Below are 26497 nucleotides of genomic sequence, written 5' to 3' on the forward strand. Positions count from 1 at the left end.
GTTTGGCGACAGACAACAACTGTCATCAATTTGCCATATGGTGGACACCGACTGGTAATTCCTCTTGCCTAAGGAACCGCAAAACAGGGGCAATACCGGGGGACATCATGAATTCGACGATCGGCCGCGTCAGCGCGGCTGTGCTGCTGGCTGGCTTGTCGCAGGCCGCCTTCATCCAGGCGGCGGCGGCACAGGCGACGATCCAGCCGCAGGAAGATGCGCGCGACGCGGATGACAATCCCGACGTCATCGTCACCGCGCAGAAGCGGGAACAGCGGATCGAGGACGTGCCCGTCACCGTCACCGCCGTCACGGGGGCGCGCATGGCGGACCTGGGCGTCAACTCGCTGTCCGAAGTCGCGCAATATATCCCCGGCCTCCAGATCCAGGAGCAGAGCGCGAACAATCCCGGCTTCGTGATCCGGGGCATCACCTCGGACTCGGGCTCGGCGCAGCAGGGTGCGCGGGTCACGCTCTATTATAACGGCGTGGACATCAGCCGAACGCGCGGCGCCTATCAGGACCTATATGATATCGAGCGGATCGAGGTGGTGAAGGGGCCGCAGGCGACGCTGTTCGGTACCGCCGCCGCCATCGGCGCGATCAACATCATCTCCGCCAAACCGCGCGCCGGAACCGAGGGCGGCATCCTGGCCTCCTATGGCAATTTCGACCGGAGTCAGGTGTCGGGCTATCTGAACGCGGGCAACGACACGCTCGCCGGGCGGATCGCCTTCGCCTACAAATATCGCGACGGCTATGTCCGCAACATCGCGGGCGATCCAAAGGTCGCCAATCAGAATCAGGGCCGGGTCGATCAGGACGACCTGAACGGGCAGGATCAACGCGGCGTTCGCGGGTCGTTGCGCTGGACGCCCAATTCGTCGCTCACCGCCGATCTGGTGCTGACCTATGACGGACAGCGCAATCCCGGCACCGCGTTCAAGAGCCGCGTCTTCGCCCCCACCGGCGGCCAGACCGGCGACTATGGCTATGCCGAACTGTCCGGCTCGCCCTTCTCCGCCGAGGTGCTGGGACGGCGCAAGCTGGGGCTGACGCGCAACGTCTATGACGCGAACCTGACGGTCGCGGTCGATGTCGCGCCGGGCATCACCTTCACCACGGTCAACGGCTATCGCCGGTTCGACGCGCTCGAAATCTTCGACGCGGACGGCGGCCCTGCCTGGTATCTGGAGTTCGGCGAGGACGCCAAGGGCGACCAGTGGAGCCACGAAAGCCGCTTCGCCTTCGACGGCGCGCATTACCGCGCCTCCTTCGGCTGGAACGCATTTTTCGAAAATGGGCAGCAGCGTGTGCCCTTCTCGACCGAGGAAGGCACCTATCTGGCCTGTTCGGTGGCCCGCGACTTCGCGCCGATCCGCCAGATTCTGAACGGTGCCGGACTGCCGACCGGCACCGCCTGCGTCGCCGCCAATGGCACCATCCCGGCGACACGCGCCACCGCGATCCTGTCGCGCGGGACGGCGACCGTCGTCCCCTACAGCGCCAGCTTCGCCAATTACGGCAATACCGACACCTATTCGGTCTTTGCCGACGCCACCTGGATCCCGACGGACGCGCTGGAAGTGACGGCGGGGGCCCGTGTGCTGATCGAGGATCGCCAGTCGGGTTACAGCTCGGTCATGCCCGACAGCCGGTTGCTGGCGGGGGCCGGGATCTTCACCAGCCTGCTCGCCGCCGCCAATACCAAGGGGCAGAAATTCACCGCCGAGCGCAGCTATGCTGCGATCCTGCCGCGCTTCAACGCGCTCTATCGCCTGAGCGACGATGTGAACGTCTATGCCACGGTCAGCAAGGGCCGCCGCTCGCCGGTGGTGCAGCTCGACGCGCAGCGCATCGTGCCCCTGAGCGTCGCCAATTCGGGCGCGGTCCCCCGGCTTCAGATCATCCCGGCCGAAAATGTCTGGAATTACGAGGGCGGCATCAAGGGGCGGGTCGGCGCGTTCTCGGGCGCGGCCTCGGTCTTCTACCAGCGGTACAAGGGTTTCCAGGTCTCGGTGTTCGAGAACGGCCTGACCGTGACGCGCAGCGCCGGGTCGGCCGACAACCTTGGCGTCGAGCTGGAGGCCAATGTCGCGGTCCATCGCTGGCTGAACCTGTTCGGCACCTTCGCCTATATCGATGGCGGCATCGGCAATGATCCGTCGAACGGCGTCTTCGCGGGCAACCGTTTCCGCCTGCAGCCCGACACCACCGCCTCGGGCGGCGCGAACCTGCGCATCCCGCTGGGCACGTCGGCGACCTTCTATGCGACGCCCAGCGCCACCTATCGCTCCAAGGTGTTTTTCGAGCTGCCCAACAGCGAGGCGATCTCGCAGGGCGGCTATACGCTGGTCAATCTGCGTGCGGGCGTCGAGTTCGGCGACCAGGGCCGCTTCCATGTCGGTGGCTTCGCGCGCAACCTGACGAACAAGCGCTATCTGATCGATGCAGGCAATACCGGCGGCACGTTCAGCACGCCGACCTATATCGCGGGCGAACCGCGCTTCTACGGCGTGGAACTGGGCGCGCGTTTCTAGCAGGTAACGCCCCTCCCCTTCAGGGGAGGGGCTATCCTATGGACATTTAACCGCTTCCTAACCCCGGACCGCTAGAGGCGGTGTCCTCGGGCCATGGGTTGGGAAGCGGATATCGTGCTGCGCTGGTTGATGTTGGTGGCGAGCCTGGCGGTTGCCACCTCCTGCACCCCCGTCCGCGAGCGGTCGGCGCATCTGACGCTGGACGTGCCGCCGCCGACCGCACGGACGCTGCTGCGCCAGCTCGCGCTCGACGTGCCCGACACCGACCTGCCCGAGGCGATCAGCGGCAATACCCCCATCGAAATGGCCGCCGCCCCCGCCTTCAGCGGCATCGCCCGCACCGCGACCGACGCGGCCCGCGCCGCCGAGTGCCTGACCGCCGCCATCTATTACGAGGCCCGCTCCGAGCCGGTCGACGGCCAGCGCGCGGTGGCGCAGGTCGTGCTCAACCGGGTCCGCGACCGGGCTTTCCCCAAAAGCATCTGCGGCGTCGTCTATCAGGGATCCGAACGGTCGACCGGTTGTCAGTTCAGCTTCACCTGCGACGGATCGATGCTGCAACCCCGCGACCCCGCCGCCTGGAACCGCGCCGCCGCCGTGGCGCAGGCCGCTCTCGCCGGATTGGTCTATGCGCCGGTGGGGGCGGCGACCTTCTATCACGCCAACTACGTTCTGCCCTGGTGGGCCTCCAGCCTCAGTCGGATCGGCTCGGTCGGCACGCACATCTTCTATCGCTGGCGCGGGGCGCTGGAGCGCGACCTGTCCTTCCGCCAGGATTATGCGGGGGTGGAGCCGAACATTCCCGTCCCCGCCGCCGTCCAGAACCCCGCCGCCGCGCCGATGGCCGAGGCGATGTACGGCGTGACCATCCACCGCGGCGAGCAGCGGGCCGAGGCCATGGCCGGGGCTCCCGATGCGAAGCCCACGCCGGTGTCGACGGCGGGCGTGCGTATCCACCGCAACGGCTTTGCCCATGGCGGCGGGGAAGCCACGTCCGGCGTGATCGTCGGTGAGGAAAGCGACCCGGGCTGATCGGGTACCTATTCCTCCCCTATAGGAGGAGGGGGACCGCCGGGGTGGAGGGGTGTACCCGGTCGCAAGGGCGGTTTCCCTATCTGATGGCGACACCCCTCCGTCAGGGCTTCGGCCTGCCACCTCCCCTTACAGGGGAGGAAGGATCAACCGATCGTGTCGATCCACTCGGGCAGGTCGCCCAGTCGCTCCAGCTGGCGGAAGCGGGGATGGTCGACCGGCGCGTCGCCCGCTTCATGGCTCCATGCCAGCGGTTGCGGGATGAACGCGGCCCAGGCGCCTGCCGCCAACGCGGGCAGTATGTCGGAACGCATCGAGTCCCCGGCCATCACCGCCTGTTCAGGCGTGACACCATGGCGGGCGAAGATGCCGCGAAAGGTATCCGGCGTCTTGTCGCTGACGATCGCCACGTCGTCGAAATGCAAACCTAGTCCGGACGCCGCCAGCTTCGCTTCCTGATGCAGCAGGTCGCCCTTCGTCACCAGCACCAGCTTCCCCCGCTCGCGCAACGCCTCGATCGTGTCGGCGATACCGTCGAGCAGCTCGACCGGATGCGCCAGCAATTGCCGCCCGGCCTCCAGCACGCGTGCGATCAGGTCGGTGGGCAGGGTCGGCCCCGCCAATTCCACCGCCGTCTCGATCATCGACAGGGTGAAGCCCTTGGCCCCATAGCCATAGAGCCGCAGGTTGCGCGCCTCGCACGCCTCCAGCGTGGCGCGGGCGACGCGCGCCTCGGCAAAGGGGGCAAGCAGGCCGACCAGAGCCTCCTCGGTCGCCGCAAAGTGGCGCATATTGTGCCAGAGCGTATCGTCCGCATCGAGGCAGATCAGCGCGATGGTCATGCCGTGTCTCCCATTTTGCCCCACGTTCTTGGCAGGTTTTTTCCATCACAGCTCGCGGATCAGGCGCAAGCCCAAACGCGGCCGGAACCGCTCGCCACGTGCCTTTTCCGCGCCGACGCCACCCTGCACCCCCAGCTTGCCGATCGCGCGGTGCACCTGCGGCATCAGCAGCCAATAGGCGCCCTGCCCATTCTGCCGGTTCATCTCCAGGCCCAGCACCGTGTCGGGATTCACGTCGTAGAAGGTCGAGTGGTTGATGATCGTCCCCGTCTCGTTGCCCTCGCGTAAGGTCACGTCGCCGACGCCCAGCATCGTCATCGTGCTCCACCGCTCGCCGAAGCGATTGCCGAGCAGCCATAACAGGGTCGAGGTCCAGCCACCGTCCTCTCGGTCGTGCAGCCCCAGATACTGGACGCCGTGCACGCTCCGCCCGCCCCGGAAGGTACCCAACCGCTTCTGAAGCCCCATCTTGTATTGGACCACGCGGCTATCGATGAGCGGCAGTTCGAGTTCGACCGCAAAGCCGTCCGCCACCGCCAATTCGACCTCGGGTGCCCATTCCAGTTCGCCGCGCGGCCCGGTCAAGTCGCGCTGCGCCAGCGCGTTGACCTCGATCTCGCCCGCCTTGGCGGTCAGCGGGCGGATCATGTCGAACACCATCGGCTCCGGGATATCGGGGCCGCTCTGGGCGGCGGCGGGAATGCCGAAGAGCAGAAGGGCCATCGTCGAAAAAGCCAGGCGGCCGGTCATGAACATCGTGAAACTCCCAGGCATTACACGCAGTAGCGCGGTGCCGGGGGCCATCGCCGCCGGCGTGTCAGGGCGCGTGGGGTTCGTACCGCCGCGCGCCCGCGCCCATCGCCGCCTGTATTCCCGTGACCAGCGCATCCACCGTGAAGGGCTTGGTCAGCAACTGCATGCCCGGCGACAGATGCCCGCTGTTCAGCACCGCATTCTCCGCATAGCCCGTGACGAACATGACATTCAATTCATGTCGTAATTCCCGTGCCGCCTCGGCCAGCTGCCGCCCGTTCATGCCACCGGGCAGACCGACATCGGTGACGAGCAGGTCGATGCGCTCGGCCGAGCGCAGCACGGCCATCCCCTCGACGCTGTCCGCCGCCTCGATCACCCGGTATCCCATATCGCGCAGCACGTCGGCGATCATCATCCGCACCGTCGCCTCGTCATCGACGACCAGCACGGTCTCCCCCGCCCCCGATGCGTTGGCCGGAGCACCGGCGGCATTCTCGCCATCTCGTTCGGCGGGGCCGTGATGGCGCGGCAGATAGAGGAACACCGTCGTGCCCTTGCCCGGTGCCGAACGGATGCGGACCTGACCGCCCGATTGCTGGGCAAAGCCATAGATCATGCTCAGCCCCAGCCCGGTCCCCTGGCCCAGCGGCTTGGTGGTGAAGAAGGGGTCGAACGCCTTTTCCATCACCTCCGGCGTCATGCCCGTGCCGGTATCGGTGACGCACAGCGCCAGATATTCGCCGTCCGGTATGTCGGCGAAGCGGGCATTGTCCTGGTCCAGGTGGCGATTGACCATCTCGATCGTGATCCGCCCGCCGCCCGGCATCGCGTCGCGCGCGTTGATGCACAGGTTCAGCAGTGCATTCTCCAGCTGCGGCGCATCGACCAGCACGGTCCACAGATCGTCCGATCCATGCGTTTCCAGCGCGATGCCCGGCCCCACCGTCCGGCGGATCAGGTCGGCCATTCCCGCAACCAGCGCGGCGATATCGGTCGGCTTGGGCGCCAAGGTCTGCCGCCGGGAAAAGGCGAGCAGCCGATGGGTCAGCGCCGCCGCGCGCCGCGTCGCCCCCTGCGCGGCATCCATATAGCGGTCGACGTCGTTCACCCGCCCCTGCGCCAGCCGGAGCGCCATCAACTCCAGCGACCCCGAAATCCCGGCGAGCAGATTGTTGAAGTCGTGCGCCAGACCGCCGGTCAGCTGGCCCACCGCCTCCATCTTCTGGCTCTGGCGCAGCGCCTCCTCGGCGCGCATCAATTCAGCGGTGCGGTCGGCGACACGCTGTTCCAGCTGGTCGGTCAGCGCACGGAGTTCGGCGATGGCGGTGTCGCGCTCTACTTCCAGCGCGCGGCGAACGCCGACATCGATCAGGACGCCGGGAAATTGGATCGGCATACCCTCGGCCGAGTGATCGACCCGACCGATGGCTTCCAGCCAATGATAATGGCCGTCATGGCGACGAACGCGATATTGGTGCGCATAGGCACCACCCCGCACAATCGCCTCCTGCACCGCCTCCGACAGACCGGCACGGTCGTCGGGATGGACCAGTTCGACCACCTGCTCCAGTTCCACCCCTTCATGACCATGGGCGGGATCCAGCCCGAAATGCCGCGCGAACGGCTCGTCGCAGGTGAAGCGGTTGGTCACCAGATCCCAGAACCAGGTGCCGATGATCGCCCCGGCCTCCTGGGCCAGTTGCACCCGCTCGGCGTTCAGCCGGGCCCGCGCTTCGCTCTCGCGAAGTTGCTGTTCGACGCAGACGCGGTCGGTGATGTCGAAGCTGACGCCCGGAAATCGCACGCAACGCCCATTCTCGTCGGCGATGCAGCGGCCCCGCGCCGACACCCAGTGAATGGCGCCATCGGCCTGGACCAGCCGATATTCGGAGGCGAAGCGGCCTGCGGCATCGTCGGTGCCCGCCATCAGCCCCGCCCCCAGCCCCGCCATCGCCTCCGCGACTTCGCGCTCGACGCGCTCTCGGTCATCGGGGTGAATGCCCTTGAAGAACTTGGCGATCGGCAAGCCCGCCTCGGCCGCCGCCGGATCGACGCCGTACATGGTCGCGAAGCGCGGGTCCGTACGGATCGAATCATTCACCACGTCCCAGTCCCACATGCCGACATGCGCGCCCGAACTGAGGGCCAGTTCCAGCCGCTCGTCCGCCTCGCGCTGGTGCCGCTCGGCCAACACCCGCGCGGTCGTCTCGCCGGTGACGCAGATCATGCCCGAAATCTGCCCCCGGTCGTCAAAGACCGGCGAGTAGGAAAAGGACCAATAGGCCTCTTCGGGCTTGCCCTCGCGTGCCAAGTCCAGCCGCATGTCGGTGACCTGCGCGACCTTGCCCGACAGCGCGACGTCGACGAGTGGCGCGATATCGTCCCAGATGCTGCCCCACAGGATACGAAAGGGCATCCCCATGGCGGTCGCGGCGCGATAGCCCAGCATCGGGCGATAGGCGTCGTTGTAGAAGGACACCAGATCCGGCCCCCAGACCAGGTACATGGGCGCCGGGCACGCGATCATCGTCGCGATCTGGGCCTTCAGCGCGGCGGGCCATGTGTCGGGGGCCCCGAGGCTGGTCGTCGTCCAGTCGAACGCCATCATCTCGTCGACGATACGGCCCGATACGCCGTCCAGAAAAGCAAAGGCGGGGGAGTGCACCATGAAGCGACCCTGCAACAGACTGTGGTCCAGCGCCAGCGTTGAGAGCGGATGGGCCAAGGCGCTACAGCGGATCGACGTTCGCCCTATTCCTCCCCTGGCAGGATAGAAATTAGGGGCGAACCGATCAGCATGTTGTCCCGGTTCGGATTTCGGATGGCCCCGGACGCCGGGTCGGCGATTTTGTCCCTGGGTTGATCTGTCCGAGTGACAGTGGCGACCCGCTCGACTACCCCATGCGCCGTGACGGCGATCCGCAGCCTGTTCGCGCAACGCCATCTCGCCGTGCTGATCTGCACGGCCGCGCTGCTGCTCAAGCTGTTGATCCCGGCGGGCTATATGATCGGGCAGGTCGACGGTCGGGCAGCGATCATCCTGTGCCCGGGCCGTGCGCCCGCCCCGGTTCCGATGGCACATGACGGGGCCATGGCGATGGCCCATGCCGCCATGAGCCACGCCCGGAGCGAGCATGGTTCGGGCCATTCGGGCCAGGATCACGGCCGCGACATGCCCTGCGCCTTTGCCGGGCTGACCGCCCCCGGTCTGGCGGCGACCGATCCGATCCAGCTGGCCCTGCTCATCGCCTTCGTCATGGCGATCGGCTTGGCCATGCCGGTCCTGCCCCGACCCGTCGCCGCGCCCTATTTGCGGCCCCCCTTGCGGGGACCGCCCGCGCTTTCCTGACCCGTCTCATCCGACGTCGGCGCTCACCGCCCGCGACGTTTCCATGATGCTGCCCCCGTCCCCGGCGGGGTTGGTCGAAAGCTTTTTCATGCCTCATAATCCTTTCGGAGCCGGACGTGCGCTTGCCCGGCCGAACGCCTCCGCCGCCTTTCACCGGACCATCTGGCGCTGGCATTTCTGGGCCGGGCTGCTCGTCGCGCCCATCCTGCTGATGCTGAGCCTGACCGGCGCCATCTATCTGTTCAACGACGAGTTGAACGATGCCTTCTACCCCGAGCTTCGCTTCGTCGCGCCGCACGACACGAATGTGCCGATGTCGCGCATGATCGCGGCCGCGCTCACCGCCTATCCGGGCAGCGCATCGCGAGTCGACATGCCCGATACCGGCGACCGTTCGGCGGTGGTCTTCGTCCAGCCGACCGAGGGGCCGCCACGTCGCGTCGCGGTCGATCCCGGCACCGGCCACGTGCTGGGCAGCCTCGTCTATGACCGGACGCTGGTCGGCTGGGCGGATGCCATGCACCGGTCCATATTGATGGGCGTGTTCGGCGAGCGGCTGGTCGAGCTGGCCGTCAGCTGGGCGCTGGTCCTGCTCGTCACCGGCGTCATCCTGTGGTGGCCGCGCGGGCGGTTCACCGCGGCGGGGACGCTCTGGCCACGAACGAGCGGGCGGGGACGGCGCTTCTGGCGGGACCTGCATGGACCGGTAGGGGTCTGGACGGTCGCGTTGATCGGCTTCCTGATCGTCACCGGCCTGCCCTGGGCCGGGGTCAGCGGGCCGTTGATCCACCGGGCCAGCGCGGCGCTGGGCGTCGGTTATCCCCCTTCCTTCCGCCAGTACAACATACCCCATAGCGTGCCGATGAAGGCCGCATTGGGCGATGCGCCCTGGACGCTGGAGGATGCTCCCCTTCCCCGATCCAGGATGCAGCACTCGGCGATGCCCGCCATGAGCGGCGAACATGCCGATCACGGCCCAGAGATGCCCGGCGCCACCCACGACCCCGCCGTCATTCGCGGCACCGACCGGGTGACGGGCATCCTGCGCGCGCATGGCTGGTCGGGCAGCTACCGCCTGTTCCTGCCCAAGGGCGCGGACGGGGTCTATACCGTCTTCACCTATCCCGACCGGCCGGTGGGGCAGAAGACGCTCTATATCGACCGCTACAGCTTCCGGCAGATCGGGTCGGAGGTCCATTACGCCGAATACGGCATCGTCGGCCGCGCGGTGGAGTCGGGCGTCCAGCTTCACATGGGCAATTATTTCGGCCGCGCGAACCAGTTGCTGATGCTGATCCCCTGCATCGCCATCTGGGTCCTGACGATCAGCGGCGTGGCGATGTGGTGGAAACGGCGCCCGGCCGAGCGGGTCGGCGCGCCGCCTGCGCTGTCGGGCGCGCGGGTCGGCGGACTGCTTCTATCGCTGGTGGTGGCGGGGATCGCCTTGCCGCTGTTCGGTGCGTCGCTGGTCGTCATCGGCGTGCTCGACCGGGCCTTGCTTTGGAGCCGCCGCCGTCTCGCCATTGAACAGGCTTGAACGAAAGCCGTTATCCCACCGACCTTCGCAAAGGGATGACGGCCATGAAGAACAAGGGATTATCGCCATTGGTGGCGGGCGGTATCGCGGCGGGTGTGCTCGGGCTGAGCGCGCTGATCGGGCGGCGCAATGCCCCCGATCCGTCGCACCCGCGCATCCGCCGCTGGTATGCGCGGCTCGACAAGCCCGGCTTCACTCCGCCGGATGCGGTGTTCGGCGCGGTCTGGCCGGTGCTGGAGACGCTGGCGGCGGTCGGCGGCTATCGCCTGCTTCGCCAGCCTGCCTCCCCCGCCCGCAACGCCTCGGTCGCGTTGTGGCTGGGCAACAGCGCGATGATCGGCGGCTGGACCGAGCTGTTCTTCCGCGAACGGCGCACCGGCGCCAGCACCGCCGCCGCAGGCGCCATGGCGATCGGCACCACCGCGCTCGCTGCCACCGCTTGGAAAGTCGATCGTCCCGCCTCGGTCAGCGTGATGCCGCTGGCGGCGTGGCTGGGCTTTGCGACCCTGCTGGCGGGGGAAGTGTGGCGCCGCAACGACAATCGATAGCAGAAATACACCGAACATGAACTTTCAATGAAGCCGACATGAACTATTCCGCCAGGGAAACGTTCGGGGGCAATGCGGGGGAAAAGCAGCGCCATCTCGATTCTGACAGCCGGTTTCCTGGCGGGATGCAACACGCATCAATCCACGTTGGCGCCGTTCGGGGCGGATGCGGCCGATATCCGCCATCTTTTCATCATCATGCTGGTCGGCGCGGTGCTGATCGCGGGCGGTGTCGCGCTGCTGATGCGCCATGCCGTCCGGGCGCCTGAGGGATCGATCGACCACCGCAAGGGGATGCGGATCGTCCTATGGCTGGGCGGGATCATCCCGACCGTCGTGCTGCTCGGGCTGCTCACCTATTCGCTCCCGTACATGAAGCCGCGCCCGGCTTCGCCCGCCGACCTGACCATCGCGGTGGATGGCGAACAATTCTGGTGGCGTGTCGCCTATGCGCCGCCGGGCCGCCCGCCGATCCTCGGCGCTAATGAAATCCGCATCCCGATCGGCCGTACCGTCGCCTTCCGCCTGAGCGGCGGCGATGTGGTGCACAGCTTCTGGATACCGGGGCTGGCGGGCAAGATGGACATGATCCCCGGCCGCATCAACAGCCTGGTCGTGCGCGCCGACAAGCCCGGCCGCTATCGCGGGCAATGCGCCGAATTCTGCGGGCTGTCCCATGCGCTGATGGCGTTCGACGTCATCGCCATGCCGCCCGCCGCCTTTGACGCGTGGCTGGCCGAGCAGGCGCGTCCGGCCCGGTCGGGCGATGCCGCCGGATCGCGCCTGTTCGCCAAGAATGGCTGTGGCGGCTGCCACGGCATCGCGGGCGTCAACGCGCCCAGCCGGATCGGCCCCGACCTCACCCATTTCGGATCGCGCCGGACGCTGGCGGCGGGCATCCTGCCGATGACGGAGGCGAACGTCGCCGCCTTCATCCGCCATCCCGAAAAGACCAAGCCCGGCGTCCGAATGCCGTCCTTCCCCCAATTGTCGGATGATGAGGGCGTAGCCCTCGCCCGCTATCTTCAGGGCCTGAAATGAGCCTCCACGCGCAGGACGATCCCCAGCTTCGCGCCGCCCAGGAAGAGCGGCTGCGCGCGGTGTGGAAACCACCCAGCGGCCTGTTCCTGCGCTGGACCGACACCAACAACAACCGGGTCGGCGTCTGGTACACGCTGACCGCGTTCGGCTTCATGCTGTTCGCGGGCGTGCTGGCGCTGATCATGCGCACCCAGCTGGCGGTGCCCGACAACGACCTCGTCTCGGCGAACACCTTCAACCAGTTGTTCACGCTGCACGGCTCGATGATGATGTTCCTGTTCGCCGTCCCGATGTTCGAGGCGGTGTCGATCATCCTGCTGCCCCAGCTGCTGGGCGCCCGCGACCTGCCCTTCCCGCGTCTGTCGGCCTTTGGTTACTGGAGTTTCCTGATCGGCGGCGTGTTCGTCGGCGGCTCGATCTTCTTCAACGCCGCGCCGGATGGCGGCTGGTTCATGTATCCGCCGCTGACCACCCGCACCGACCTGTCCGGGCTGGGCGCCGATATCTGGATGCTGGGCCTGTCCTTCATCGAGGTGTCGTCGGTGGCCGCCGCGGTCGAGCTGATCGTCGGCGTGCTGAAATGCCGCCCGCCCGGCATGCGGCTGAACCTGATGCCGCTCTATGCCTGGTACATCCTGGTCGTGGCGGTGATGATCCTGTTCGCCTTCCCGCCGCTGATCGCGGGCGACCTGTTGTTCGAGATGGAGCGCCTGCTCAACTGGCCCTTCTTCGACGCGGCGCGCGGCGGCGATCCGCTGCTGTGGCAGCACCTGTTCTGGATTTTCGGCCATCCGGAAGTCTATATCGTCTTCCTGCCCTCCATCGCGCTGTTCGCGATGATGATCCCGACCTTCGCGCAGCGCCATCTGCTCGGCTATCCGTGGATCGTGCTGGCCGCCGTCGGCACCGCCTTCCTGTCGTTCGGCTTGTGGGTCCACCACATGTTCGCGACCGGCCTGCCCAAGATCAGCCTGGCCTTCTTCTCCGCCGCCTCCGAAGCCGTCGCCATCCCGACCGGCGTTCAGATCTTCGCCTTCATCGCCACGCTCTGGGCGGGCAAGGTGAAGTGGTCGACTCCGCTGCTCTATGCCTCGGGCAGCCTGGCGGTGTTCGTCATCGGCGGCCTGACCGGCGTGATGGTCGCGGTGGCGCCGTTCGACTGGCAGGCGCACGACACCTATTTCATCGTCGCGCACCTCCATTACGTGCTGATCGGCGGGACGCTGCTGCCGCTGTTCGGCGGGCTTTATTATTACTGGCCGCTGATCACCGGCAAGAAACTGTCCGACCGGCTGGGGCGCATCGCCTTCTGGATCATGTTCGTCGGCATCAACCTGACCTTCTTCCCGATGCACCTGTCGGGGCTGGAGGGCATGCCGCGTCGTGTCTTCACCTATCCGGAAGAACTGGGCATCGGCTGGCTCAACCTCGCCTCGACCGCCGGTTCCTACATGTTCGCGACCGGTGTCGCGGTGCTGGTCGTCGACCTCATGCTTTCGCCGACGCGCGCCAAGTCGCCGCGCAACCCGTGGAATGCGGGGACGCTGGAATGGCTGGCGCATCCGGATGACGAGGATTGGGGCATCCGCTCGGTGCCGTTGGTCGAAAGCCGCTATCCGATCTGGGACCAGAAGAACTTCGTCGCCAAGGTCGATGAGGGCCGCTTCTTCCTGCCCGATGCCGAGGAAGGTCGCCGCGAGACGATCATCACCTCGGTCCTCGACGCCAAGCCCGTTTCGGTGATCCGGCTGGGCACGCCCAGCGTCAAGCCGATGATGACCGCCGTGGCACTGGGCAGCGTGTTCATCCTGACCACCTATCACCTGTACCTCATCGCCGCGCTGGGGGGTGTGGTCACGCTGGGCTGCATATTGTGGTGGCTGTGGGACACCGCCGAGATTCCCGAAAAGCCGGAAAAGCCGATCGGTCACGGTATGCGCCTGCCGCTCTATATATCCGGCCCAGCCGCGCCCGGTTGGTGGGCGATGTTCATCACGATGATGGCGGATGCGACCGCCTTTTCGGGGCTGGTCTTCGGCTATTATTTCTACTGGACGATCCATCCCGATTTCGGCGCTGGCTTTGACGGACCGGGCAGCGGCGGGCCGCTGACGGCACTGGCGCTGTCGCTGGCCAGCTGGGCCGCGACGCTGATCGCGCGCGAGGTTCATCACATGGGTCCGGTCAACGCCGCGCGCGGGCTGCTCGTCGCGGGCGCCGTCACCGCCATCGCCAGCCTGTTCGCCGGAATCGGGTGCCTGGACGGGCTGGACCCGGAGGCCAATGTCTATCCGGCCATCGTCTGGGTGCTGGTCGTCTGGACCGTCGTCCATGCCGCCGTCGCGGTGATCATGCAGCTCTATACGCTGGCGCGCAGCATCGCGGGCAGGATGACGCCGACCCATGACGCGGATATCCGCAACATCACCGTCTATATGCATTTCTTCGCGCTGACCGCGATCGTCACCTATCTGACCATCGGCCTGTTTCCGGAGACGGGGCTATGAAGCGCTGGCTGAAAGGCGCGCACCGGCTGCGCGTCACCCTCTGGACGCTGATCGTGCCGCCGACGACCTGGGCGGTGCATTTCCTCTTCTCCTATCTCTGGGTCGCGATCTCGTGCGAGCGGATCGGCCGATGGGCGCTGTTCCCCACCGCCTTCGCGATCGGGACGGTCGTCGCGCTGATCGTCATCCTCGCCTCGGGTGTGATCGCGTGGCAGCAGTCGCGCACGCCGGGCGACCCGCCGCCGCATAACGAGGGCACCGATATCGATCGGCTGCGCTTCCTGGCCTATTCGACGATGTTGCTGGCGGGATTGAGCTTCGTCGCGGTGATCTTCACCGCCATGCCCGTCCTGATGCTGGGCGATTGCCGATGAGGCGTAGCTGGTTGATGCTGGGGCTGGCGCTGTTGTCGGTCGGCTGGGCCTTCAGCACCTGGGGTATGACCGGGCATATGGTCGCGCACATGATCGCCGTGGCGGTCGCCGCGCCGCCGATCGCGCTGGGGCTTCAGGGGACGCGTTTCGATCCGGCGGTCCGCCTGCCCCGGCTCGCCACCCCGCTGGCCGCCGCCATGATCGAGGCGGTCGTGGTATGGGGCTGGCACGTCCCGGCGCTGCGGCGGCTGGCGGACCATGGCTTGTCCTGGCTGATCGCCGAACAGGTCAGCTTCCTGGCGGTCGGCCTGCTGCTCTGGGCCGCCGTGCTCGCGCCGCGGCACCGGGCCGCCGGCGTTGCCGCCCTGCTCGTCACCTCGATGCACATGACCCTGTTGGGCGCGCTGATCGGCCTCGCCCCGCGGCTGCTCTACAGCCATCATGACATGGGGGCGCTGGCGGATCAGCAGATGGCGGGCGTCGTGATGCTGCTGGTCGGCGGCGTCGCCTATCTGTGCGGCGGGCTGGCGATGCTCGCGCGCCTGCTCCAGACCAAAGAAGAGGCGCACGCATGACGATCCGCATCACCTGGAAGCGGGCGCTGGCGACGCTGCTCGGTCTGGCGTTGCTCGGCATGGGCCTGGCCTGGTCCGGCGTCATCAACCTGGCCGCCTCCAGCGGGCATTGGGCGATCACCGACTGGTTCCTCCACTGGGCGATGCGCAATTCGGTGCGCACCCATGCCGCCTTCACCGCCCCCAAGGACCCCGCCGACGCAAGCGGGCTGGTGAGCGCGGCCGGGCATTTCGCCAATAGCTGTGCCGTCTGCCACGGAGCCCCGGGCCAGAAGCCCGCCCCCGTGATGCAGGCCGCCACCCCGCCCGCGCCCGACCTGTCGGTCAATGCGCGCGAATGGACCGACAAGCAGCTGTTCTGGATCCTCCAGCACGGCGTCAAATATACCGGCATGCCCGCCTGGGCCGTGCAGGACCGCCAGGACGAGGTGCGCCGAATGGTCGCATTCGTCCGCCGCCTGCCCGACATGACGCCCGCCCGGTATCGTGCGCTGGTCGCCGAGGCTTCGCCCGCTATCGATCCCGACAATTGCACCGGATGCCATGGCACCGACGGACGCGGTCGCGGCGCGCCCGACATTCCGGTCCTGGGCGGCCAGAGCCCCGAATATCTGCTCGCGGCACTCAAGGGTTATGCCAACGGCACCCGGTCGAGCGCGGTGATGCAGCAGGTCGCGATGCGCATGGAGCCCGCCGACATGGAGGCCGCCGCGCGCCGCTTCGCCGCGATGCCGGGGCTGGGCGCGAAGCCTGCGGGCGATCCGGCCGCGGCGCAGATCGTCGAGCGCGGGCTGCCCGACAAGCAGCTTCCCGCCTGTGTCAGCTGCCACACGCCCGGCAAGCCCTATCCCGTCCTCGCCGGACAGCGGGCCAGCTATATCGCCGCGCGCCTGCGCCATTGGCAGGGCGACAAGAACATCGTCGACGCGCGCAAAAGCCACGCGACCATGCCCGTCATCGCGCGGCGTATCCCGAAGGACATGATCGATCCGATCGCGCATTATCTGGCGGGGGATGCGGGGTCGGTGCGCTGACGGCTGACGCCTTTGAGGCACGGCATGAAAAGACATTCCTCCCGATAAGGGGAGGAATGCCAAAACGCTGATGTCCGTGCCTTCAGGCGCTCGCCACCCAGGCCAAGTCCTCTGGCAAATGTCCCGGCGGCAGGCAGCGGAACCCGGGTCGTGCGATCAGATAGCCTTGCATGTACCGCACGCCCAGCGTCCGGAGCGCGTCATACTCCCCGACCGTCTCCACGCCCTCGGCGATGATCGCGATACCCATCTTTTCGGCGATCCGGATCACGCCCTCGACGATCATGCGCCGGGGCATGGTCTGGTCGATGCCCCGGATCAGCGCCATGTCGAGCTTGATATAATCGGTCCTGACCTGCCCCAGCAAGGTCAGCCCGGCATGGCCCGCACCGAAATCGTCGATCGCGGTTCCGAAGCCCATGCAATGATAGGTGTCGAGGATGGTCTTCAGATGCGCGCCGTCGCCGATGTCCGCCTGTTCGGAAAATTCGAAGATCAGCCGCTCATGAGGGACATTCAGCCGACGCATGGTGTCCAGCGTCGGCTCCAGGCAGGCGAGCGGCGAATAGACGGTGTCGGGAAAGAAGTTGATAGACAACCGCGCCCCGCCGTCGAGCAGCCCCGCCGCCACTGCGCCCTCGATCGCGGCGCCCCGGCATTGCTGGTCGAAGTCGTAGCGTTCCTCGGGCCTGATCCGCGTCAGGATATCGCCGGCGCCCTCGCCCTTGCTGCCCCGGACCAGCGCTTCATAGGCGATGGGTCGTCCCGTCTCGACATCCATGATCGGCTGGAACGCCATCGCGATGGCGAAGGCCGGATGATCGGGACAAAAGCTGCGATACCCCTGCTGCATGACAGTCTCCTTTGGCCATGAGCATAAGGAGAGGCCGCTAAAGGCACGTTAAATTGTCGGGCAATCGGCATCATATTGCCGAATCTTGCCGAACGGCCGCCGTAAAGGAGGGAAAGGCTGGCCGATCAGGCTGATCACCATTCTTTCCAAACCACTAAGGCATTGGAAAGAATGGTGGGCGCGACAGGGATTGAACCTGTGACCCCACCCGTGTGAAGGGTGTGCTCTACCGCTGAGCTACGCGCCCGTAACCGGGAGACGGGCCTTTAGGCGGCGAGTCGCCGCCTGTCCAGCCCAAATTTCGGATTTAGTTGACCGAGTCCTTCAGCAGCTTGCCCGGTTTGAACTTGGGCTGCGACGAGGCCTTGATGGTCATCGGCTCGCCGGTGCGCGGATTACGGCCGGTCGAGGCCTTGCGCTTGGAAACCGAGAAGGTGCCGAAGCCGACCAGGCGGACTTCATCACCCTTTTTCAGGGCAGCGGTGATCGATTCAAACACGGCATCGACCGCCTTGACCGCATCGCCGCGGGCCAGGCCCGAGGAGTCGGCGACGGTGGCGATCAGCTCCTGCTTGTTCATTCCATAACCCCCTATGATTTCGACGAATGACCAGACGGACTCGGTGCCGCCCAAATATTAAAGGACCGATAATGACGCGGCAGGCGGTGCTGTCAAACCCCGCCCTTGTCCCCCATCCTTACCCAAAGCGAAGGATGGCGCAAACAGAAGCGCATGTCATCCTTATGACATCGTTTGAAAAAGGCCGCCGATCCTTCGACCGGCGGCCCCGTCCTTACGACGATCAACGGGTGACGATCAGTGGTGGCGTTCGCCCCCGACCGCCGGGATCGCGGCGGGCGGCAGCGCCGCCAATTCATCCGCATCGGTCCAGTCGATCGCCTCCAGCGGCTCGACCAGCGCCAGGCGAAGCACTTCGTCGACATGCGCCACCGGCACGATCTTCAGCCCGTTCAGGATGTTGGCGGGGATATCCGCCAGATCCTTCTCATTCTCCTGCGGGATGAGCACGGTGGTGATCCCGCCACGCAGCGCCGCGAGCAGCTTTTCCTTCAGGCCACCGATCGGCAGCACGCGGCCGCGCAGCGTGACCTCGCCGGTCATCGCCACATCCTTGCGCACCGCGATGCCGGTCAGCGTCGACACGATCGAGGTGACGAGGCCGATGCCCGCCGAGGGACCATCCTTGGGCACCGCGCCCTCGGGCAGGTGGATATGGATGTCCTTGCGGTGGAACAGCGACGGCTTGATCCCGAAGCTGGGGCTGCGCGCCTGGACGAAGCTGAAGGCGGCCTGGACCGATTCCTTCATCACATCGCCCAGCTTGCCGGTGGTCTTCACCTGTCCCTTGCCCGGCACCGTCACCGATTCGATGGTCAGCAACTCGCCGCCCACCTCGGTCCAGGCGAGGCCCGTGACCGCACCGATCTGGTCTTCCTGCTCGGACAGGCCATGGCGATACTTCTGGACGCCTGCGAACTCATGGAGGTTTTCCGGCGTGATCGTCACCGACGTCGCCTTGCCCTCCAGGATCTGGCGCAGCGCCTTGCGGGCGAGGCGCGCAATCTCGCGCTCCAGCGTGCGCACGCCCGCCTCGCGGGTATAGCGCTGGATCAGGGCGCGCAGGCCCTCCTGGGTCAGGGTGAACTCACCGTCCTTCAGACCGTGCGTCTCGACCTGCTTGGCGACCAGATGGCGCTCGGCGATCTCGACCTTCTCATCCTCGGTATAACCCTCCAGACGGATGATCTCCATGCGATCGAGCAAGGGCTGCGGCAGGTTCAGCGTGTTCGCGGTGCACACGAACATCACATCCGACAGATCGATATCGATCTCCAGATAATGGTCGTTGAACTTGGCGTTCTGCTCCGGATCGAGCACTTCCAGCAGTGCCGAGGCGGGATCGCCGCGAAAATCCTGGCCCAGCTTGTCGATCTCGTCGAGCAGGAACAGCGGGTTGCCGGTGCCCGCCTTTTTCAGGTTGGTCACGATCTTGCCCGGCAGCGAGCCGATGTACGTCCGGCGGTGGCCACGAATCTCGGCCTCGTCGCGCACGCCGCCCAAGCTCTGGCGGATGAACTCGCGCCCGCACGCCTTGGCGATCGACTGGCCCAGCGAGGTCTTGCCAACGCCCGGCGGGCCGACGAGGCACAGGATCGGCCCCTTCAGCTTGTTGGTGCGCGCCTGCACGCCGAGATATTCGACGATCCGGTCCTTCACCTTTTCCAGCGCATAGTGATCTTGGTCGAGGATCGCCTGCGCCGCCGCGATGTCCTTCTTGACCTTGGACTTCTTGCCCCAGGGCAGGCCCAGCAGCACGTCGAGGTAATTGCGCACGACCGTCGCCTCGGCACTCATCGGCGCCATGGTCTTCAGCTTCTTCAGCTCGGCGGTCGCCTTGGTGCGCGCTTCCTTCGACAGCTTCAGCGTCGCGATCTTCTGGGTCAGTTCGGCGATCTCGTCGCCGTCGCCGTCCTCGCTCTCATTGCCCAACTCGCGCTGGATCGCCTTGAGCTGTTCGTTGAGATAATATTCGCGCTGCGTCTTCTCCATCTGGCGCTTGACGCGGCTCTTGATCTTCTTCTCGACCTGAAGGACGCCCAGTTCGCCTTCCATCAGGGCATAGGCCATTTCCAGCCGCTTGGCCGGATCGGTTTCCACCAGCAGCGCCTGCTTGTCGGCGACCTTGACCGAAATGTTCGCGGCGACCGCATCGGCCAGCTGCGAGGCATCCTCGATCTCGGCCAGCTGCACAGCCGTTTCGGCGGGCAGCTTGCGGTTGAGCTTGGCGTAATTCTCGAACTGGTCGACCACCGAGCGCATCAGCGCGGCGACCTGCGCCTTGACGTCATGCTCCTGCTCTTCGAGCGCGGTTTCGTCGCTCTCGACCACGGTCGTGTCGATGGTGGAGGTCAGGTGGGTGCCCGACTCGTCCAGCTCGACCAGGCGGCCGCGCGTCTTGCCCTCGACCAGCACGCGTACCGTGCCGTCGGGCAGCTTCAGCAGTTGCAGGACGCTGGCGGTCACGCCGATCTCGTACAGATCCTCGCGCGAGGGATCGTCCTCGGCGGGATCCAACTGGGCGACCAGGAAAATTTCCTTGTCCGCCGCCATCGCCGCTTCCAGTGCCGCGACCGATTTGTCGCGGCCGACGAACAGCGGTACGATCATGTGCGGGAAGACGACGATGTCACGCAGCGGGAGGACGGGATAGGTCTGGTTCATGCAAACTCCGGTCGGCCCCGATCGGGGCCTCTTCATCACTATATATGGGGAGGGTTGCCGATCCATCAATTCCCGCTGCGACAAGACGCTGCGGGACGGCTTGCCAAGCCGCATCGCTTGGGCGAAACCAGACACCATGGATCGTATACGGAATGCCGCTCTCGCGCTGCTCGCCTCCTCGTTTTTCTGCGCCGCCCCGTCCGGTGCCCAGGCACCCAAGGCGCTTCCCGCCAAGGGCGAGCCGCCGCTGACCGCACAGACCATGATCTCCGGCGGCGTCCGTCCACCCGAACAGCTCGCCGTCCGCTTCGACCGTGCCGACCTGTCGTTCGAGATACTGCCCGATACACAGGAGTTGAACGGCATTGCGGTGCTGGACTTTACCGCAAAGGCGCCGCTGGCGCGGCTGGTGATCGATCTCGACCGGAATTTGCCGGTCAAGGCGATCGCCATCGATGGAAAGCCCCTCAAGCCCGCCGCGTGGTCCAACCCGGAAGGGCAGCTGGTCGTCACCCTGCCCCGCGCGCTGCGTGCCGGGCAGAAGGTCAGTGCGAAGATCACCTATGGCGGCACGCCGCATGTCGCGGTGCGGGCGCCCTGGGATACCGGCGTCGTCTGGGCCAAGACGCCGGACGGGCGGCCCTGGTTCGCCACGACCGATCAGGGCTATGGATGCGACCTGCTCTGGCCGTGCCTCGACTATCCGATGGGCGAGCCGGGCCTGGTCACGCTGCACATCACGGTGCCGAAGGGGCTGAAGGCCCCGTCGAACGGCGTGCTGCTGGGCGTCGATACGCTGCCCGATGGGCGAACCCGGTGGAACTGGCGGACCAAGCGTCCCAACACCTATGCCATCGCGCTGAACGTCGGCCCGTTCGAGGTGGTCGAGGGCAAATATAAGAGCCGCTTCGGCAACACGATCCCGATGTTCTACTGGTATCTGCCCGGCGAGAAGGAGAAGGCGGAAGGCCTGTTTGCGGAGTTCGCGCCAACGCTGGACTTTTTCGAGTCGACCGTCGGCCCCTTCCCCTTCGGCGACGAGAAGCTGGGGGTGGTCGAGACCCCGCACAAGGGCATGGAGCACCAGACGATCAACGCGTACGGCAATGAATATGCCAAGGCGCCGGAAGGGTTCGACTGGCTGTTCCAGCATGAGTTCAGCCATGAGTGGTTCGGCAACCAGCTGACCAATGTCGACTGGGACGATTTCTGGCTGCACGAGGGTTATGGCAGCTATATGCAGCCCAGCTATGGCCGCTGGCGTGAGGGCGAGGCGCGCTATGCGGTGATGATGGACGCGCAGCGCGGGCAGATCGCCAACAAGGCCCCCATCGTCCACGACCGAAGCATGACCGAGCAGGATGTCTATGAAGAGGCCAAGGGCGGTCCCGGCCTCGACATCTATATGAAGGGGTCGTGGATGCTGCACACGCTCCACAATCTGATCGGGGACAAGGCGTTCTGGGACGTGACGCGGCTGGCCGTCTATGGCCGGACCGATCCCAGGCCGGGGAATTTCACGCCCCGCTACGGCTCGACCACGGAATATGAGGGCTTTGTCCGGCAGGTCACGGGCAAGGATTATGGCTGGTTCTTCAACGTCTATCTGCGCCAGGCGGCATTGCCCGAAATCGTCGAGACGCGCAGCGGCGATCAGCTGACCCTGACATGGAAGGTGCCGGGTGGTGGGCCCTTCCCGATGCCGGTCGAGGTTCAGGTCGGCGACCGCGTCGAGACGCTGCCGATGACGGACGGCACCGGCACGCTGACCGTGCCTGCCGACGCGCATGTCGTGGTCGATCCTTGGGCGAAGGTGCTGAAGCGCTCGGTCGCGATCGAGCAGTTCCGGGCGTGGAAGGCGGAACAGGCGGCAAAGAAAAAGTAGGGCCGGTCATCCCCCTGCGCTCGACGCGAACGGAAACGGGATAGCGCCCCTCCCTCCGTTCAGCCCGAGCGAAGAAGGCCAAGGGCAAAGTTTGAACCCAGCCTGTTCCCCGGCGAAGGCCGGGGTCCAGTTGCGACGCCATTGTGATGGCGCGATGAATGGGCGTGGGAGGCCGTGGCCACTGATCGCCGTGCCCCCCCCAACGCAATGCCCCTATTCTCTCTCGACTATGGAAACTGGACCCCGGCCTTCGCCGGGGGAACACCAAGTGGACCACCCTTGGCCTTCGACTTCGCTCAGGAAGAACAGGCGTAGGGTTTAGGGCACGACCGTCACGAACAAATACGCCGCGAAGATCACCAGATGCACCGCGCCGCCCAGCACGGTCGTTCGCCCATTGCCCAGCGTCAGCGTGATGGTGAACAGCGACAGGACCAGCAGGATCATCTGCTTGGCCCCGATCCCCAGTGCCAGCGGCAGGCCCAGCATCAGCGAGACGATCGCCACCGCCGGAATGGTCAGCCCGATGGTCGCCAGTGCCGAGCCGAGCGCGAGGTTGAGGCTGGTCTGAAGCCGGTTACGCTTGGCCGCCCGGTACGCCGCCAGGCTCTCGGGCGCCAGCACCAGCGCCGCGATCACCACACCGACGATGGCAAGCGGCAGGCCCGCCCCCAGGATCGCCGCCTCGACGATGCCCGACAGCCCTTTGGCCAGCAGGACCACCCCGACCAGCGCGACCAGCAACATGCCCAATGCCGCCCAGGCCGCCGCATTGGTCGGCGGCTCGGCATGGGCATCGGCGGGCATGTCCTCGTCGGCGGGCAGGAAATAGTCGCGGTGCCGCACCGTCTGCACCATGACGAAGGTCCCGTAGAGAATGACGCTGACGATCGCGACGAAGACCAGTTGCGAGGTCGCATAGGTCGGCCCCGGCGCGGACGAGACATAATTGGGCAGGACCAGCGACAGCACGACCATCGCAGTCAGCACGTTGAGCGACGAACTCGCGCCCCGCAGCGAAAAGCGCTGTTCGCCATGCTGGAATCCCCCGGCGAGCAGGCACAGGCCGACGATACCGTTCAGGATGATCATGATCGCCGCGAACACCGTGTCGCGCGCCAGGCTGGATGCGTCGCCCGCGTCGGACAGCATCAGGCTGACGATCAGCGACACCTCGATCACCGTGACCGCAACCGCCAGGACCAAGGTGCCGAAGGGCTCGCCGACCCTGTGCGCGACGACCTCCGCCTGATGGACCGCCGACAGCACGCAGCCGAACAGGATGATCGCCGCGACGACAACCCCGACCGTCCCCATCTTGTAGAGCGACACCGCGATGGCGAGCAGGCCCAGGATCGGGAACACCAGGGTCCACCAGGGCATCAGCAGACGCTGGAGCAGCGCGCGCTTCTGTCCGGCGGTTACGATGGCGTCGGGTTCGCTCATGGCTGGTCTCTTCTCCTCAACGTGACGGGGATGATGACATCCCTGTCATGCCAATGCGCCAACCGCCCTGTTGGGTCCCGACGCGCGCAAGATTCATTGCGATGACGAAACCATATGTAGCCCCTTTTGGGGCTAGATGCGTGTCGAACTCCGGTCTGGAGCGGCGGCTCACCAAGCGTTGCAAGTCTGGGGACAGTGATGCCTCAACCCGCTTCATTCTCCACCTTGTAACGCAACCAGATTTCACCGCCCGGCAATACCTCGTGATGCGTCAGCGTCAGCCCGGTCAGCGGTGCGGGCGTATCCGCGTCCTCCTCACCCGAATGAAACAGGCTGGGCGCCCCCGCCGCGCCATCGATCGCGGGGCAGAGCGCCATGCTGATCTCGTCGATCAACCCGGCGCGCAGGAATTCGCCATTGGCCGTGCCGCCACCCTCGACCAGCAGCGTCTCGACGCCCAGTTCCCGGTTCAGGATGTGGGGCACGGCGCGCAGGTCGATCATATCCGTACCGGCAAAGATATAGGAGACCCCGTCGCTCCGCAGCCCGGCCAGATGCGAGTCCGGCACCGCCTCGGTCAGGACGACGACGATCGCATCGCCACCAATGTCGCTCCGGCCCCAGACGATCTTGCCCTGTTCGTCCAGCACCACGCCGAAAGCGTCGGCCTCACGGGTCGCGAACCAGTTTTCGCGCGGGAAGCTCTCATTCGTATCGGGATAACGGTCGCCCTTGGCGAATTCCTGCCCCGTCACCCGCCCGACGACCCACGCGTCGCCGCCGATCCGGTCGTGCAGATCCTCGAAAAGTTCGCCGGGCTTGTAGCTCTCGGGCCGCCAACGGCTTTGCAGGATGCGCCCGTCGAGGCTGCAAATCATGTGGCAGATCATATGGGGTTTCATCGCGGCATCTCCTGTTCGGAGCGGCAACGCGTAGACAGAGCCCAATATCCTCCCCTGTAAGGGGAGGAATGTTCACAGCCCGCCGACCGGCCGGATCATCGACCAGAAGCGTGGACCGCCCTTGGGCACCGACCATTCCCCGGTCAGTTGGAACCCCAGCCGCGCATAAAGCCCGACATTGCTCTCGGTCGCCGTCTCCAGATAGGCGGGCACGCCATCGGCATCGCACCGGGCCAGCCCCGCCCGGATCGATGCACCGCCCAACCCCCGCCCCTGCCGCGCCGGATCGACGCCCGCGATATGCAGATACCAGAAGGGCTCGCGCGGAAACTGTGCCTCGATCGCATCGCCCAGCCGCATCGCGCGCGGCAGCGATGCGCCCAACGCGTGCAGCACCGGGATCAGCCGCCGGATATAGGTCGCCATAGACACATGCGCCTGCCCCGGTGGTCGCCAAAAGGTCCCCGCGTCCGCCGCTTCGCTGACCAACCGCATCCCCACCGCGTCGCCGTCGAACAACAGCGCGAACAGGCGCGGCAGGCGTTTGGCCCGGTCGGCGGCATCGGGAAAGATATAGGACATGGCCGGATCGTCGGCGAAGGCGCGGCCCAGCATCGTCGCCACCGCCGCCCGGTCGCCCGTCCCCGCGTCACGGATCGTCACCATCGTATTCCCCATAGAAAAACGGGCGCCTCCCCCAAGGGAAACGCCCGTCGTCCATTCCATTACGTCACGGCGCCGTTCAGGCCGCCGCGCCGTCCGTCTTCTTCGCCTTTTCGGCATAGACGCGGATCGGTTCCTTGCGGCCCTCGACCACGTCCTTGTCGACCATCACCTCGTCGACGCCGTCCATGCCGGGCAGGTCGAACATGGTGTCGAGCAAAATGCCCTCCAGAATCGAACGAAGCCCGCGTGCACCGGTCTTGCGCTCAATCGCCTTCTTGGCGACCGTGGTCAGCGCGTCGTCGGTAAAGTCGAGTTCGACATTCTCCATCTCGAACAGCTTCTGATACTGCTTGACCAGCGCGTTCTTCGGCTCGGACAGGATCTTGACCAGCGCCGCGATGTCCAAGTCTTCGAGCGTCGCGATGACCGGCAGACGGCCGACGAATTCGGGGATCAGGCCGAACTTGAGTAGATCCTCCGGCTCGGTCTGGCGCAGATATTCGCCGGTCCGCTTTTCCTCGGGCGCCGCGACATAGGCGCCGAAGCCGATCGACTTGCCCTGCAGACGATCGCCGATGATCTTCTCGAGCCCTGCGAACGCACCGCCGCAGATGAACAGGATGTTCGTCGTGTCGACCTGCAGGAATTCCTGCTGCGGATGCTTGCGGCCACCCTGAGGGGGAACGCTGGCGGTCGTGCCTTCCATCAGCTTGAGCAGCGCCTGCTGAACGCCCTCGCCCGACACGTCGCGGGTGATCGACGGGTTCTCGGCCTTACGGCTGATCTTGTCGATCTCGTCGATATAGACGATGCCGCGCTGCGCCCGCTCGACATTGTAATCCGATGCCTGGAGCAGCTTCAGGATGATGTTCTCGACATCCTCGCCGACATAACCGGCCTCGGTCAGCGTCGTCGCGTCCGCCATGGTGAACGGCACGTCGAGGATACGCGCCAGCGTCTGCGCCAGCAGCGTCTTGCCGCATCCGGTCGGGCCGACGAGCAGGATGTTCGACTTGGCCAGTTCGACATCGGCGCCCTTCGCACCGTGGTTCAGGCGCTTATAGTGGTTGTGCACCGCGACCGACAGGACACGCTTGGCCTGCTTCTGCCCGATGACATAGTCGTCGAGCACGTTGCAGATTTCCTGCGGCGTCGGGACGCCACCATCCTTCTTGGAGACCAGTGCGGACTTGGTCTCCTCACGGATGATGTCGTTGCACAGCTCCACGCACTCGTCGCAAATGAAGACGGTCGGCCCCGCGATCAGCTTGCGCACCTCGTGCTGCGACTTGCCGCAGAACGAGCAATAGAGGGTGCTTTTCGAGTTGCCACCGCTCACCTTGTCCATCAATCACCTCTCGCACCC

General features: G+C 66.0%; 21 protein-coding genes and 1 tRNA gene. 11 read left to right on the top strand and 11 right to left on the bottom strand.

The genetic code is table 11. The features are described from left to right. The first annotated feature begins 107 nt into the window (after nt 1–107). The gene (locus tag ACQR50_RS12040; RefSeq protein WP_428968500.1) at nt 108–2540 is read left to right on the top strand and encodes a TonB-dependent receptor; all 2433 of its coding nucleotides are present in this window, start codon (nt 108–110) and stop codon (nt 2538–2540) included. 93 nt (nt 2541–2633) lie between these two features. Continuing rightward, a complete protein-coding gene (locus tag ACQR50_RS12045) occupies nt 2634–3572 on the top strand; it encodes a cell wall hydrolase (RefSeq protein ID WP_428968501.1) in 939 nt (312 codons plus the stop codon). Between the two features lie 146 nt (nt 3573–3718). On the opposite strand, the gene ACQR50_RS12050 is transcribed toward ACQR50_RS12045, so the two are convergent. The 3 genes from ACQR50_RS12050 to ACQR50_RS12060 form a co-directional block, all read right to left on the bottom strand. Then, on the bottom strand, nt 3719–4414 hold the full coding sequence (locus tag ACQR50_RS12050; RefSeq protein ID WP_428968502.1) for an HAD family hydrolase: 696 nt from the start codon (nt 4412–4414) through the stop codon (nt 3719–3721). 45 nt (nt 4415–4459) lie between these two features. Next, a complete protein-coding gene (locus ACQR50_RS12055) occupies nt 4460–5137 on the bottom strand; it encodes a hypothetical protein (protein ID WP_428968503.1) in 678 nt (225 codons plus the stop codon). Nucleotides 5138–5231: 94 nt separating this feature from the next. After that, nucleotides 5232–7838 (bottom strand): PAS domain-containing protein, encoded by a 2607-nt coding sequence (locus tag ACQR50_RS12060; protein WP_428968504.1) that lies wholly within the window; start codon nt 7836–7838, stop codon nt 5232–5234. Between the two features lie 240 nt (nt 7839–8078). Between ACQR50_RS12060 and ACQR50_RS12065 the strand changes: the two genes are divergently transcribed. From ACQR50_RS12065 to ACQR50_RS12100, 8 genes are all read left to right on the top strand, one after another. Further along, the gene (locus tag ACQR50_RS12065) at nt 8079–8519 is read left to right on the top strand and encodes a hypothetical protein (protein WP_428968505.1); all 441 of its coding nucleotides are present in this window, start codon (nt 8079–8081) and stop codon (nt 8517–8519) included. Between the two features lie 88 nt (nt 8520–8607). After that, nucleotides 8608–10056 (top strand): PepSY-associated TM helix domain-containing protein, encoded by a 1449-nt coding sequence (locus ACQR50_RS12070; protein WP_428968506.1) that lies wholly within the window; start codon nt 8608–8610, stop codon nt 10054–10056. Between the two features lie 44 nt (nt 10057–10100). Continuing rightward, on the top strand, nt 10101–10604 hold the full coding sequence (locus ACQR50_RS12075) for a TspO/MBR family protein (protein ID WP_428968507.1): 504 nt from the start codon (nt 10101–10103) through the stop codon (nt 10602–10604). Nucleotides 10605–10676: 72 nt separating this feature from the next. Then, a complete protein-coding gene (coxB, locus tag ACQR50_RS12080) occupies nt 10677–11645 on the top strand; it encodes a cytochrome c oxidase subunit II (RefSeq protein ID WP_428968508.1) in 969 nt (322 codons plus the stop codon). Next, entirely contained in the window at nt 11642–14152 is a 2511-nt protein-coding gene (gene ctaD, locus ACQR50_RS12085; protein WP_428968509.1) for a cytochrome c oxidase subunit I, read from the top strand. The genes coxB and ctaD overlap by 4 nt, the downstream gene beginning before the upstream one ends. Then, nucleotides 14149–14526, top strand: coding sequence for a hypothetical protein (locus ACQR50_RS12090; RefSeq protein ID WP_058746611.1), 378 nt, complete (start codon nt 14149–14151; stop codon nt 14524–14526). The genes ctaD and ACQR50_RS12090 overlap by 4 nt, the downstream gene beginning before the upstream one ends. Next, on the top strand, nt 14523–15101 hold the full coding sequence (locus ACQR50_RS12095) for a cytochrome c oxidase assembly protein (RefSeq protein WP_428968510.1): 579 nt from the start codon (nt 14523–14525) through the stop codon (nt 15099–15101). The genes ACQR50_RS12090 and ACQR50_RS12095 overlap by 4 nt, the downstream gene beginning before the upstream one ends. After that, nucleotides 15098–16135, top strand: a complete 1038-nt coding sequence (locus ACQR50_RS12100; RefSeq protein ID WP_428968511.1) for a c-type cytochrome — start codon at nt 15098–15100, stop codon at nt 16133–16135. Before ACQR50_RS12095 ends, ACQR50_RS12100 begins: the two co-directional genes overlap by 4 nt. Nucleotides 16136–16217: 82 nt before the next feature. Here the strand turns inward: ACQR50_RS12100 and ACQR50_RS12105 are convergent, their stop codons facing one another. The 4 genes from ACQR50_RS12105 to lon all read right to left on the bottom strand — a co-directional run bounded on the left by ACQR50_RS12105 (nt 16218) and on the right by lon (nt 20232). After that, the gene (locus tag ACQR50_RS12105; RefSeq protein ID WP_428968512.1) at nt 16218–16988 is read right to left on the bottom strand and encodes an EAL domain-containing protein; all 771 of its coding nucleotides are present in this window, start codon (nt 16986–16988) and stop codon (nt 16218–16220) included. A gap of 172 nt (nt 16989–17160) precedes the next feature. Beyond that, nucleotides 17161–17235, bottom strand: a tRNA-Val gene (locus ACQR50_RS12110). A 60-nt stretch (nt 17236–17295) separates the two neighbouring features. After that, nucleotides 17296–17568, bottom strand: a complete 273-nt coding sequence (locus ACQR50_RS12115) for an HU family DNA-binding protein (protein ID WP_042489856.1) — start codon at nt 17566–17568, stop codon at nt 17296–17298. Between the two features lie 237 nt (nt 17569–17805). Continuing rightward, on the bottom strand, nt 17806–20232 hold the full coding sequence (lon, locus tag ACQR50_RS12120) for an endopeptidase La (RefSeq protein ID WP_184105496.1): 2427 nt from the start codon (nt 20230–20232) through the stop codon (nt 17806–17808). A 136-nt stretch (nt 20233–20368) separates the two neighbouring features. Between lon and ACQR50_RS12125 the strand changes: the two genes are divergently transcribed. Continuing rightward, a complete protein-coding gene (locus ACQR50_RS12125; RefSeq protein ID WP_428968513.1) occupies nt 20369–22117 on the top strand; it encodes a M1 family metallopeptidase in 1749 nt (582 codons plus the stop codon). Nucleotides 22118–22435: 318 nt separating this feature from the next. On the opposite strand, the gene ACQR50_RS12130 is transcribed toward ACQR50_RS12125, so the two are convergent. From ACQR50_RS12130 to clpX, 4 genes are all read right to left on the bottom strand, one after another. Beyond that, a complete protein-coding gene (locus ACQR50_RS12130) occupies nt 22436–23563 on the bottom strand; it encodes a calcium:proton antiporter (protein WP_056434111.1) in 1128 nt (375 codons plus the stop codon). 203 nt (nt 23564–23766) lie between these two features. Further along, nucleotides 23767–24465: a RibD family protein gene (locus ACQR50_RS12135; RefSeq protein ID WP_428968514.1), complete on the bottom strand. Its 699-nt coding sequence runs from the start codon at nt 24463–24465 to the stop codon at nt 23767–23769. A 72-nt stretch (nt 24466–24537) separates the two neighbouring features. Beyond that, nucleotides 24538–25131: a GNAT family N-acetyltransferase gene (locus ACQR50_RS12140; RefSeq protein WP_428968515.1), complete on the bottom strand. Its 594-nt coding sequence runs from the start codon at nt 25129–25131 to the stop codon at nt 24538–24540. Between the two features lie 76 nt (nt 25132–25207). After that, a complete protein-coding gene (clpX, locus tag ACQR50_RS12145) occupies nt 25208–26479 on the bottom strand; it encodes an ATP-dependent Clp protease ATP-binding subunit ClpX (protein WP_042489865.1) in 1272 nt (423 codons plus the stop codon). Between the last annotated feature and the right edge of the window lie 18 nt (nt 26480–26497).

It is taken from the genome of Sphingomonas sp. Xoc002 (assembly GCF_050408055.1).
GTDB lineage: Bacteria > Pseudomonadota > Alphaproteobacteria > Sphingomonadales > Sphingomonadaceae > Sphingomonas > Sphingomonas yabuuchiae.